This is a genomic window from Lederbergia panacisoli, from assembly GCF_024626525.1.
Lineage (GTDB): Bacteria > Bacillota > Bacilli > Bacillales > Bacillaceae_C > Lederbergia > Lederbergia panacisoli.
The window spans coordinates 90,650-103,445 of record NZ_JANJGU010000002.1 but is presented as its reverse complement, the minus strand read 5'-3'; the positions used below and the strand labels follow the sequence as shown (position 1 = coordinate 103,445).

Here is a 12,796-nt window from a genome sequence, read left to right as displayed (position 1 = left end):
ACTATCATTTAGGAGGCAAAACAAATGGCAATTACTGCACAAATGGTAAAAGAATTGCGTGAAAAAACAGGCGCAGGTATGATGGATTGTAAAAAAGCCTTGACTGAAACTAACGGAAATATGGAAGAAGCTATTGATTTTCTTCGTGAGAAAGGGATTGCTTCCGCTGCGAAAAAGGCTGACCGTATTGCTGCTGAAGGAACAACATTTATTTTAAGTAAAGGTAATGATGCTGTAATCCTTGAAGTAAATGCTGAAACAGATTTCGTTGCTAAAAACGAAAACTTCCAAAACTTAGTTAAAGAATTAGCTGAGCATTTACTTGCAAATAAACCTGCATCTGTTGAAGAAGCATTAGAGCAAAAAATGTCTAATGGCCAAACAGTCGGTGAATATGTAAATGCTGCTATTGCAAAAATTGGTGAAAAAATCACGTTACGCCGTTTTGAAGTGAAAACCAAAACCGACAACGGTGCATTTGGTGAATACTTGCATATGGGTGGCCGCATAGCAGTACTAACTGTTTTAGAAGGTACTACAGAAGAAGCGGTAGCAAAAGATGTAGCAATGCATATCGCTGCTATTAACCCTAAATATATTTCCCGTGATCAAGTATCAGCAGAAGAAACTGAGCGCGAGCGCCAAGTGCTTACACAACAAGCATTAAACGAAGGCAAGCCTGAGAACATAGTTGCGAAAATGGTAGAAGGTCGCCTACGTAAATTCTTCGAAGATATTTGCTTGCTAGACCAAACATTCGTAAAAAATCCAGATCAAAAGGTTCGTCAATTTGTAGAGTCAAATGGTGCTAATGTTGTAGAATTTATCCGTTTTGAGGTTGGAGAAGGTCTTGAAAAGCGCCAAGAAAATTTTGCAGAAGAAGTTATGAGTCAAATTAAGAAATAATAACGAAGGGAACATTATGTGTTCCCTTTTTTTCAAAGAAAAGGAAGTTCACCAAAAGTGACTCTCTTACGCAAAAATAATACATAACTACATACGGAGGTTCTTATGAGCAAACCTAAATATAAACGAGTTGTACTTAAACTCAGTGGTGAAGCACTAGCTGGAAATGAAGGCTTCGGCATTAAACCAACCGTTATCAAATCAATTGCTGAACAGGTAAAAGAAGTAGCTGAATTAGGCGTTGAAGTAGCTGTAGTGGTTGGTGGAGGAAATATTTGGCGTGGAAAAGTAGGAAGCGAAATGGGAATGGACAGGGCAACGGCTGATTATATGGGGATGCTTGCAACTGTCATGAACTCATTAGCTTTACAAGATAGTTTGGAACAACTCGGAATAGAGACGCGAGTTCAAACTTCAATTGATATGCGCCAAGTTGCTGAGCCTTACATTCGTCGAAGAGCAATCCGTCACTTAGAAAAAAACCGCGTCGTCATTTTTGCAGCTGGAACTGGTAATCCGTATTTCTCAACAGATACTACTGCCGCCTTAAGAGCTGCTGAAATAGAAGCTGAAGTTATACTTATGGCTAAAAACAATGTAGATGGTGTCTACAATGATGATCCAAAAATCAACAAGGATGCAGTAAAATACGATCAGCTTTCTTACTTGGATGTTTTAAAGGAAGGATTGGGGGTAATGGATTCTACCGCTTCTTCTCTATGTATGGATAATGATATTCCTTTAATCGTATTTTCATTCACGGAAAAAGGAAACGTAAAGCGCGCTGTCATGGGTGAACAAATAGGAACATTAGTGAGGGGGAAAGATTAATGGCAAAACAAGTAATTTCCGAAACGAAGAACAAAATGGAGAAAGCTATCCAAGTTTATACTCGAGAACTTGCAAGCATTCGTGCTGGAAGAGCGAGCGCATCGCTGTTAGATAGGCTAACAATTGATTACTATGGTGCTCCCACGCCCGTGAATCAAATGGCTTCTATTTCTGTACCAGAGGCAAGATTGCTTGTCATTCAGCCCTATGATAAAACGATTCTTGGTGATATCGAAAAAGCTATTTTAAAATCAGATCTAGGCCTTACGCCTTCAAACGATGGCTCTTTAATTAGACTTTCCATTCCACAACTTACAGAAGAACGTAGAAAAGACCTTGTGAAAATTGTAAGAAAAGAAGGCGAAGATGCAAAAATTGCTATTCGTAATATCCGTCGGGATGGTAATGATGAGTTGAAAAAGCTAGAAAAAAATGGGGACATTACTGAAGATGATTTACGTGGTTATTCTGATGATATTCAAAAATTAACGGATAATCATATAAAGAAAATTGATGATATTACAAAAGAAAAAGAGCAGGAAATACTAGCTGTATAAATACAATTCATTGAAAAGACTATTCTCCCTTTATAATGAAGGGAGTTTTTTTGTCTAGCTCCAGTCGCCAGCCCCTCGAGGTCATAAACCAGCGTCAATAAAAGTCTAAATACAGACTTTTTTTGACTCAGAACATTTGCTTGTCAGGGCTGTTCAGGCGACTTCCGCTTTTTTGTCATAAATTGTAACTAATTCATTCTTTCTGCATCATTCTCTATCCAAATAGTAATATTTTCTTTATAATAGGAATTATGGCTCTTTCGAATATAAGGAAACAACTCTGATGGAGGATCCTTTCATGTTAAATAAAATTAAATTATGGAAAAGTTCACAAAAAACTCTAACATTAAATGATAGGGTAGAACAAGTGCAAAAACTGCCAATTCCAAATCATATCGCCATCATCATGGATGGCAATGGCAGGTGGGCAAAAAAACGAGCTCTTCCCAGAATAGCGGGTCATCACGAAGGAATGAGAGTAGTACGAAAAATTACGATGTTGGCGAATAAGCTTAATGTTGATACCTTAACGCTCTATGCATTTTCGACAGAGAATTGGAAACGTCCTAAGCATGAAGTTGATTATTTAATGGGATTGCCTGAGGAATTCCTTGGGAACTTTCTACCTGAATTGATTGATGAAAATGTAAAAGTTTGTATGATAGGCAATGATAATAGAATTCCTGATCGTACTAAACGAGCTGTTGAAAAAGCAATAGTAGAAACTTCCTCAAACACAGGGTTAAAATTAAACTTTGCTTTAAATTACGGAGGAAGGGCAGAAATTATTGAAGCAGTCAAGAAAATTTCCAATGATGTGAAAAATGAAAAATTACAACTCGTTGATATTGATGATGAATGCTTCTCGAAATATTTGATGACTCACCATCTGCCTGATCCAGACCTGTTAATCCGGACGAGTGGAGAGCTTCGCATCAGCAATTTCATGCTATGGCAAATCGCTTATTCGGAATTATGGTTTACAGACGTTTTATGGCCTGATTTTACTGAAATGCATTTGCTTGAGGCAGTTGAGGCATACCAGCGCCGTTCAAGACGATTTGGAGGAATACATAGCGAGGAGTCAAAAAAATGAAACAAAGAATTATTACAGCATCCATTTTGATTGCCATATTTTTGCCGGTTGCAATTATGGGTGGCATTCCTTTCTTGTTCCTAGCTTACATAATGGCTTCTATTGGATTATATGAACTTTTTCATATGAGAAAACTATCGGTTTTTTCATTTCACGGTTTAATAGCATTTATTTTATTGTGGATCTTTTTATTGCCAGATCATTATTTTAATCTGATTAATATAACAGAACTGTCCAAAATTGAAATTGCTTTTGCGGCCGTCTTAATATTTTTATCATATACAGTTATTGTTAAAAACCAGTTTACATTTGATGATGTTGGATTTATTCTATTGTCTGTTTTGTATATTGGCATTGGTTTTTTCTATTTTGTACAAATTCGTGAAGAAGGGCTCGTTTATCTTTTCTATGCATTATTCGTAGTATGGGTAACCGATTCGGGAGCCTATTTTTTTGGAAGGAAATTTGGTAGAAATAAATTATGGCCGGATATTAGCCCTAATAAGACGGTTGAAGGTTTTTTTGGTGGAATTGCATCCGGGTTGCTTGTCGCTGTTTTATTCATTTTCTTTTCCAACATTCAAATACATTTCTTTCATTTATTAATCGTTACAATAATCATTTCTATTTTTGGACAAATGGGCGATTTAGCTGAATCTGCATTAAAACGTCATTATGCGGTAAAGGATTCAGGGAACCTATTTCCAGGCCATGGTGGTATTCTTGATCGCTGTGACAGCTGGTTATTTGTATTGCCTCTTCTCCATTTCTTAATTTTTTAATTGATTTTATCTTCAAGGAGCGAAAAGAATGAAATATATAAGTTTGCTCGGAGCAACAGGTTCAATCGGTATACAAACTTTAGATGTTATACGGAAAAATCCAGAACAATTTAAGCTTTTGGCGATTTCAGCAGGGAAAAATATTGAACTTGTTAGAAAAATAATTGCTGAGTTTAATCCTGAATATGTTTCTATTCAAAATAAGGCAGATTATGAAACCTTAAAAACCGAGTACTCGCAAGGTATAACATTTGGATATGGTTCTGATGGATTAATGGAAGCTGCAGTTTATCCTAAAGCAAACTTACTTTTAAACGCAGTGATTGGAAGTGTAGGTCTTACACCAACTCTTCAGGCGATAAAAGAAAAAAAGACGATTGCACTCGCTAATAAAGAAACTTTGGTAACAGCGGGACATCTTGTCATGAATTTAGCGAAGGAAAATAATGTTCCTATTATTCCGGTTGATAGTGAGCATTCAGCGATTTTTCAATGTTTGCAAGGGGAAAAATTATCGAGCGCAAGAAGGCTGATCTTAACAGCATCTGGTGGCAGCTTTAGAGAATATAGTCGCGCGGAACTAAAAAATGTTACTATAGAACAAGCGCTTAATCATCCAAATTGGTCAATGGGTTCCAAAATTACGATTGATTCTGCTACAATGATGAACAAAGGACTAGAAGTGATAGAAGCTCATTGGCTTTTTGAGAAACCATATGAAAATATTGAAGTTCTTTTACATCGAGAAAGCATTATCCATTCTATGGTTGAATATGATGACAGCAGTATAATCGCACAATTAGGTAGTCCAGATATGAGAGTCCCTATTCAATATGCACTAACATACCCCGAGAGACTCGATTTTCAAACAGAAAATCGTCTCGATCTTGCAAAAATTGGTCATCTTCAATTTGAAGAAATGAACTTTGAAAGGTTTAGATGTCTAAAATTTGCATACGAAGCTGGGAAATTTGGAGGAACAATGCCTACTGTTTTAAATGCTGCTAATGAAGAGGCTGTACATGCTTTTCTATTAGGAAAAATATCTTTTCTTGCAATTGAAGATTTGATTGAAAAGGCGCTTGAACGCCATAATATGATTAAAGACCCTGATCTAGCTTCTATTCGAGAAGTAGATGAAGAAACAAGGGTATTTGTGAATTCACTTATTTAATACGGACCAAAATCAATTTAGAAAACGGCTTTTAATGAAAGGAGTTGTATGATTTGAATACCGTTATATCCTTTATCATTATATTTGGTGCTCTCGTATTTTTTCACGAGTTAGGGCATTTTATATTCGCTAAACGTGCAGGAATACTTGTTAGAGAGTTTGCGATCGGGTTTGGTCCGAAGATTTTTTCGTATAAAAAAGGAGAAACGATATATACCATTCGCCTTTTGCCGATAGGTGGTTTTGTAAGAATGGCAGGGGAGGATCCTGATACGCCAGAAATTAAACCGGGACATAGGATTGCTATTTTATTTGACCAAAGTAATAAAGTGAATAAAATTATATTGAGCGGTAAGAATCGTTATGCGAATGCAAAAATGATTGAAGTGGAAAAAGCAGATTTGGAGCATAGTCTAGTCATTTCTGGATATGAAGAAGGAGAAGAGGAGCTTCTTCAAACTTTTTCTGTGTCACGTGATGCAGTAGTTGTTGAGGATCAAGTTGAAACTCTAATTGCTCCTTGGGATCGCCAATTTGCTTCAAAAAAATTAAGTTCAAGAGCTATGACGATTTTTGCTGGTCCACTGTTTAATTTCATACTAGCAATTGTCGCTTTTACGATAATTGGCATTATACAAGGTGTACCCGTAGATGAGGCTAAGCTTGGTAAAGTGCTTTCAGATGGTGCGGCCCAAGAAGCTGGTTTGCAGCAAGGGGACTTAGTACTGAGCATCGACGGTTCAGAGGTTAACACTTTTACAGATATGACTACAATTGTAAGAGCCCATCCAGAGGAAGAACTTGTCTTTACAATAGAGCGTGAAGGGCAGACGCAGGATATACAAGTAACTCCTAAACGGATTGTTGAGGATGAAGGGGAAATCGGATTGATTGGTGTTCAATCTTATTTAGATAAATCATTCTCTAAAGTTGCACTAAGTGGTTTTATTGAAACATACCATTGGACGGTTAAAATTGTACAATTACTTGGACAATTAGTCATAGGTCAGTTTTCTATCGACATGCTCTCCGGACCAGTTGGAATTTATAAGTCAACAGAAGAGGTTGCTAAGGCAGGAATTCTTTATTTAATGAAATGGACTGGGCTTCTAAGCATTAATCTAGGCATTATGAACTTATTGCCGATTCCAGCGCTTGACGGTGGACGACTTCTATTTTTTGGTGTAGAAGCCGTTAGAGGCAAGCCGATTGATCGCCATAAAGAAGGAATGGTGCATTTTATTGGGTTTGCACTATTAATGGTCTTAATGATTGTCGTTACATGGAATGATATTCAGCGGTTCTTTATTAATTAAACGTTAAACGTGTAGATTTTTAAGATGGGGTGCGAGCAATGAGACAAAGTATGACACTAATCCCTACCCTTCGCGAGGTGCCAGCCGATGCTGATATTAAAAGCCATCAGCTCCTACTTAGGGCAGGATTTATAAGGCAAACAGCAAGCGGAGTATATACGTATATGCCCCTTGCTAAAAGAACATTGGATAAGATTGAAAAAATTATTCGTGAAGAAATGGAAAATGCCGGTGCAGCTGAATTACTGATGCCAGCTTTACAGCCAGCAGAGCTTTGGCAGGAATCTGGGCGTTGGTACACGTATGGTGATGAATTAATGCGTATGCATGATAGACATGGAAGGGACTTCGCTTTAGGGGCTACACATGAGGAAGTCATCACGAGTCTAGTCAATGATGAAGTACAATCGTACAAGCGCCTGCCTCTTACACTTTACCAAATCCAGACAAAATTCAGGGATGAACAACGTCCAAGATTCGGTCTACTGCGAGGACGGGAGTTTATCATGAAGGATGCATACTCATTTCATACATCTGCTGAAAGCTTAGATGAAGTATATAATAAAATGTATACAGCATATATGAATATTTTCACTAGATGTGCTCTCGATTTCAGAGCGGTCCTAGCTGATTCCGGAGCAATTGGCGGCAAGGATACTCAAGAATTCATGGTTTTGTCTGAAATTGGTGAAGACACAATTGCATACTCCGATTCTTCCGATTATGCTGCCAATATTGAAATGGCTGAGTGTGTAATTGAGTACGAGATTCCAAAAGAAGAAGAAAAAGAAGTTGAAAAAGTTAAAACACCAAATCAAAAAACAATTGCAGAAGTTTCGTCTTTTTTCAATGTAGGACCTGCAAATTGCATAAAATCTTTAGTATTTAAAGTGGATGATGAACCGGTTATGATACTTGTTCGTGGAGATCATGACGTCAACGATATTAAGGTGAAAAATGTACTGAATGCAAAAACAGTTGAGCTTTGTGCTCACGAAGAAACAGAGGAGATTTTAGGATGTCCTACTGGTTCACTTGGTCCTGTCGGTGTGGCAGGGAAAATCAAGGTATATGCTGATCATGCGGTTAAGGCGATGGTAAATGCCGTTTGTGGGGCTAATGTTGATGGTTTCCATTTAATTAACGTTAATCCTGGAAGGGATTTTGAGGTTGAAAATTATGCTGATTTTAGATTCATTATGGAAGGCGATCCTTCTCCGGATGGAAATGGGACAATCCGCTTTGCTCGTGGAATCGAGGTTGGTCATATTTTTAAGCTTGGAACAACGTATAGTGAAGCAATGGATGCGAATTATTTAGATGAAAATGGCCGAGCTCAAAACTATATTATGGGCTGTTACGGTATTGGAGTTTCTCGTACTTTATCGGCGGTCGCCGAACAATTTAATGATGAAAATGGACTTGTTTGGCCAAATCATATAGCTCCTTTCCATATACATGTCATTCCAGTGAATATGAAGGATCAAGATCAGGTTGGGCTCGCCGAAAAAATATATAATTTATTTAAAGCAAATCGATATGAAGTTTTACTAGATGATCGTTCTGAAAGACCTGGTGTTAAGTTCAAAGATTCAGATCTAATTGGCTTGCCAATCCGTGTTACAATTGGGAAGAGGGCTAGTGAAGGAATTGTTGAGGTAAAGGTAAGGAAAACAGGCGAATCATATGAAGTGGAAACAGCAGAGTTACTATCATTAATCAATCAATTAATTAAATAAAAAAAGAAAAGGTACCTAATTATAAGGTACCTTCCTTCATGGGAGGTTGAGGCAATGAATCCCGCCGATAAAAAAGAGAGATTTCAGTTGCTTCTTCAACAGCTTAATTTAACTGAAGATGCATATGCTCAACATTTTTATAATGCAGAAATTTCTAAGCTGACAATAGAACGAAATAAAAAACAATGGCATTTTTCCTTCGTTTTTGAAAAAATCATTCCGCATAATGTGTTTTCTACTTTTTCTAATCATCTTCAAAAATCTTTTCAACATATCGCCACTGTAAGTTTTGGAGTTGAAACAAAAGACCCTACGCCAACAGAGGAACTTATAGTGGATTATTGGAAAGGGTGCGTTAAGGAAATAGATGGCATTTCACCTATGCTATTAACCTTATTAAACGAACAGACCCCTAAAATAAATGGAAATAAAATCATCATCCGCACTCGGAATCATACAGAAGCGGAGACATTAAAAACGAAATATGGCAGCTTATTCCTTGAAATATATAGAAGCTTCGGCTTTCCTTTACTTCAATTCGATACCGAGGTCAGTGAAGAGCAACAAACAGAGGAAGATCAGAAAATCATCGAGGCTAATCGAAAAGAGGATGAGGAAAGGGCAAGACAAGCAGTTGCTGATATGCAACGTATTGATTCAGAAAAAGATCAAGGCAATGGGGTTCCGGCCGGACCGCTTACGATTGGTATTACTATTAAAAATGATGATGAAATTAAGAAGCTTGAAGAAATTATCGACGAAGAAAGAAGAATCGCCGTAGAAGGATATATTTTTGATGCTGAAGTTAGAGAGCTCAGAAGCGGACGTTCATTATTAACATTTAAGATAACAGATTACACGGATTCGATTTCAGTTAAAATGTTTTCAAGAGATAAAGAAGACGCGGAAATGTTAAAGATGGTTAAAAAGGGAATGTGGGTCAGAGTGCGAGGGAGCGTTCAAAATGATACGTTTGTGCGCGATTTAGTCATGATGGCCCACGATATTAACGAAGTACAACCGAAAGCGCGCCTTGATTTAGCCGACAAAGAAGCTAAGCGCGTTGAATTGCATCTTCATTCTCCAATGAGTCAAATGGATGCAGTATCTTCCATATCGAGTTATGTTGCACAAGCGAAAAAATGGGGACATAAAGCAATAGCGATTACTGATCATGCAGTTGTGCAATCTTTTCCTGAAGCTTTTAGTGCAGGCAAAAAAAATGAAATAAAAATCCTATATGGCTTAGAAGCAAATTTAATCAATGATGGTGTCCCAATTGCCTATAATAGTGTTCACCGTCTACTTGAAGATGCCGAATACATTGTTTTTGACGTGGAAACAACAGGTCTTTCTGCTATCTACGACACGATTATAGAGCTTGCTGCAGTGAAAATTCAAAATGGAGAAGTTATTGATAAATTTGAAAGTTTTGCCAATCCACATCATCCATTATCAGCGACGACGATCGAATTAACTGGAATAACAGATGATATGGTGAACGATGCTCCAGAAGTAGAAGAAATGCTTCAGAAATTTTACGAATGGTCGGAAGATGCCATTTATGTTGCACATAATGCATCCTTTGACATGGGCTTTTTAAATACAGGGTTCCAGAAAATCGGCATTGGCAAGTCAAAAAATCCGGTTATAGATACGTTGGAACTTGCTAGGTTTTTATACCCTGAATTTAAAAACCATCGCTTAAATACGCTTGCTAAAAAGTTCGATATCGAATTGACCCAACATCATAGAGCCATTTATGATGCCGAGGCTACCGGATATTTATTTTTAAAAATGTTAAAGGATGCTGGAGAAAAAGAGATAGAGTATCATGATCAGTTAAATGACTATATGGGTGAAGGCGACGCATATAAGCGTGCAAGGCCGAGTCATTGTACGTTGCTGGCTAAAAATGAAGTTGGCCTAAAAAACCTTTTCAAACTTGTATCTATTTCTCACTTAAACTATTTTTATCGAGTTCCACGAATCCCCAAGTCACTTCTAGAAAAATATCGAGAAGGGATTCTTGTTGGTTCTGGCTGTGATAAAGGAGAAGTTTTTGAGGCAATGATGCAAAAAGGACGAGCTGAAGCTGAGAAGGCTGCAGCATTTTACGATTACCTAGAAGTTCATCCTAAATCTGTTTATGCCCCTTTAATAGAAATGGAGCTTGTTAGAGATGAAAGAGATTTAGAAGATATTATTCGGAATATAGTGGATATGGGCGAGAAATTAACTTTACCGGTTGTTGCAACTGGTAATGTCCATTATTTAAATGAAGAAGATAAAATCTATCGTAAAATTTTAATTAACTCACAAGGTGGGGCAAATCCTTTAAATAGACATGAATTACCGGATGTTCATTTTAGAACGACAAATGAAATGCTTTCTGAATTTGCTTTTTTAGGGAAAGAACAAGCTGTGAAAATTGTTGTGGAAAATTCCAATGCTATTGCAGATCTGATTGAAAATATCAAGCCTATTAAGGATGATCTCTATACACCAAAAATAGAGGGAGCCGAAGAAGAGATACGTACGATGAGCTATGATATGGCTAAAAGCATTTATGGCGACCCTCTTCCAGATATAATAGAAGCAAGATTAGAAAAAGAGTTAAAAAGCATTATCGGGCATGGTTTTGCCGTTATATATCTTATTTCTCATAAACTTGTTAAAAAATCTTTGGATGATGGCTATTTAGTTGGTTCCCGTGGATCGGTTGGATCTTCATTTGTAGCTACGATGACTGAAATTACTGAAGTAAATCCGATGCCGCCGCATTATGTTTGCCCGAATTGTAAACACTCTGAGTTTTTTGTGGACGGATCGGTTGGTTCAGGATTTGATTTACCTGATAAAGATTGTCCACAATGTGATACTGCATACAAAAAAGATGGTCATGACATCCCGTTTGAAACATTTCTAGGCTTTAAAGGTGATAAGGTACCAGATATTGACCTTAATTTTTCCGGAGAATATCAGCCTCATGCCCATAATTATACGAAGGTTCTCTTCGGGGAAGATTATGTTTATCGTGCAGGAACAATCGGTACAGTAGCTGAAAAAACAGCCTTTGGTTATGTAAAAGGTTATGCCCAGGATAATAATCTTCACTTGAGAAATGCTGAAGTTGACCGATTAGTTCAAGGTTGTACAGGTGTTAAAAGGACGACAGGGCAGCATCCCGGTGGAATTATTGTTGTACCAGATGATATGGAGATTTTTGATTTTAGCCCTATCCAATTCCCTGCGGATGATAGTGATTCAGAATGGAAAACGACCCATTTTGATTTCCACTCAATCCATGATAATTTATTAAAACTTGATATTCTTGGTCATGATGATCCGACTGTCATTAGAATGTTGCAAGATTTAAGCGGTATTGATCCAAAAACGATTCCTACTGATGATCCCGAGGTAATGAAAATTTTTAGCGGGACGGAATCACTTGGTGTTACAGAAGAGCAAATAATGTGTAAAACCGGAACACTTGGCATACCGGAATTCGGAACTAGGTTTGTCCGCCAAATGTTAGAAGATACAAAACCAACTACATTTTCGGAGTTAGTACAAATATCAGGACTGTCTCACGGTACAGATGTATGGATTGGAAATGCTCAGGAACTAATTCATAATAAAATATGTACATTGCCAGAAGTAATTGGTTGTCGTGACGATATTATGGTTTATTTAATTTATCAAGGACTTGAACCATCACTTGCATTTAAAATAATGGAATCAGTTCGTAAAGGGAAGGGTCTATCTCCTGAATGGGAAGACGATATGAGGAAAAATAATGTTCCTGAATGGTATATTGACTCTTGTAAAAAAATTAAGTATATGTTTCCTAAAGCCCACGCAGCCGCTTACGTATTAATGGCTGTAAGGATAGCTTACTTTAAAGTACATCATCCACTTTATTATTATGCGGCTTATTTCACTGTAAGGGCAGAAGATTTTGATTTGGAAGCAATGGTAAGAGGATCGCAAACTATACGAGCGAAAATTGAAGAGATCAACATGAAGGGTCTTGACGCCTCTCCAAAAGAAAAAAGCTTACTTACAGTGTTGGAGCTTGCTCTTGAAATGTGTGAAAGGAATTTCAAATTCCAGCGTGTTGATCTTTATCGCTCAAGCGCGGCGCAATTTATCATTGATGGAGATTCATTAATACCTCCATTTAACTCCATCCCTGGACTCGGAACAAATGCGGCATTGAATATTGTAAAAGCCAGGAAAAATGGTGAATTCTTATCGAAAGAGGACTTGCAGCAGCGAGGGAAAGTTTCTAAAACAATTATTGAATATCTGGACAAGCACGGCTGTCTTGAGTCATTGCCAGAGCAAAATCAGCTCTCATTGTTTTAGAGCCGTAATTTGCATAAAAATGAT

At 37.4% G+C, this 12,796-nt stretch carries 9 protein-coding genes; all 9 read left to right on the top strand.

Annotation, left to right across the window (positions count from 1 at the left end; all coding sequences use genetic code 11):
• Positions 1–24: 24 nt before the first annotated feature.
• Positions 25–906, top strand: a complete 882-nt coding sequence (gene tsf / locus NQ185_RS03365; RefSeq protein WP_257580140.1) for a translation elongation factor Ts — start codon at positions 25–27, stop codon at positions 904–906.
• Between the two features lie 105 nt (positions 907–1,011).
• On the top strand, positions 1,012–1,737 hold the full coding sequence (gene pyrH, locus NQ185_RS03360; protein ID WP_257580139.1) for a UMP kinase: 726 nt from the start codon (positions 1,012–1,014) through the stop codon (positions 1,735–1,737).
• On the top strand, positions 1,737–2,294 hold the full coding sequence (gene frr / locus NQ185_RS03355; RefSeq protein WP_257580137.1) for a ribosome recycling factor: 558 nt from the start codon (positions 1,737–1,739) through the stop codon (positions 2,292–2,294). The genes pyrH and frr overlap by 1 nt, the downstream gene beginning before the upstream one ends.
• 298 nt (positions 2,295–2,592) lie before the next feature.
• Complete coding sequence (gene uppS, locus NQ185_RS03350) at positions 2,593–3,390, top strand: undecaprenyl pyrophosphate synthase (protein ID WP_257580136.1); 798 nt, start codon at positions 2,593–2,595, stop codon at positions 3,388–3,390.
• Positions 3,387–4,172 (top strand): phosphatidate cytidylyltransferase, encoded by a 786-nt coding sequence (locus tag NQ185_RS03345; RefSeq protein WP_257580135.1) that lies wholly within the window; start codon positions 3,387–3,389, stop codon positions 4,170–4,172. Before uppS ends, NQ185_RS03345 begins: the two co-directional genes overlap by 4 nt.
• Before the next feature lie 28 nt (positions 4,173–4,200).
• On the top strand, positions 4,201–5,346 hold the full coding sequence (gene dxr / locus NQ185_RS03340; protein ID WP_257580133.1) for a 1-deoxy-D-xylulose-5-phosphate reductoisomerase: 1,146 nt from the start codon (positions 4,201–4,203) through the stop codon (positions 5,344–5,346).
• A 53-nt stretch (positions 5,347–5,399) separates the two neighbouring features.
• Positions 5,400–6,662, top strand: coding sequence for an RIP metalloprotease RseP (gene rseP, locus NQ185_RS03335; RefSeq protein ID WP_257580132.1), 1,263 nt, complete (start codon positions 5,400–5,402; stop codon positions 6,660–6,662).
• Between the two features lie 38 nt (positions 6,663–6,700).
• Positions 6,701–8,401 (top strand): proline--tRNA ligase, encoded by a 1,701-nt coding sequence (locus NQ185_RS03330; RefSeq protein ID WP_257580131.1) that lies wholly within the window; start codon positions 6,701–6,703, stop codon positions 8,399–8,401.
• Positions 8,402–8,455: 54 nt separating this feature from the next.
• Entirely contained in the window at positions 8,456–12,772 is a 4,317-nt protein-coding gene (locus tag NQ185_RS03325; RefSeq protein WP_257580130.1) for a PolC-type DNA polymerase III, read from the top strand.
• The last annotated feature ends 24 nt before the right edge of the window (positions 12,773–12,796 follow it).

Bases quoted from the DNA above. Each gene is read 5' to 3' on its own strand.
- tsf (WP_257580140.1), top strand. From the start codon at position 25: ATGGCAATTACTGCACAAATGGTAAAAGAATTGCGTGAAAAAACAGGC.
- pyrH (WP_257580139.1), top strand. From the start codon at position 1,012: ATGAGCAAACCTAAATATAAACGAGTTGTACTTAAACTCAGTGGTGAA.
- frr (WP_257580137.1), top strand. From the start codon at position 1,737: ATGGCAAAACAAGTAATTTCCGAAACGAAGAACAAAATGGAGAAAGCT.
- uppS (WP_257580136.1), top strand. From the start codon at position 2,593: ATGTTAAATAAAATTAAATTATGGAAAAGTTCACAAAAAACTCTAACA.
- NQ185_RS03345 (WP_257580135.1), top strand. From the start codon at position 3,387: ATGAAACAAAGAATTATTACAGCATCCATTTTGATTGCCATATTTTTG.
- dxr (WP_257580133.1), top strand. From the start codon at position 4,201: ATGAAATATATAAGTTTGCTCGGAGCAACAGGTTCAATCGGTATACAA.
- NQ185_RS03330 (WP_257580131.1), top strand. From the start codon at position 6,701: ATGAGACAAAGTATGACACTAATCCCTACCCTTCGCGAGGTGCCAGCC.
- NQ185_RS03325 (WP_257580130.1), top strand. From the start codon at position 8,456: ATGAATCCCGCCGATAAAAAAGAGAGATTTCAGTTGCTTCTTCAACAG.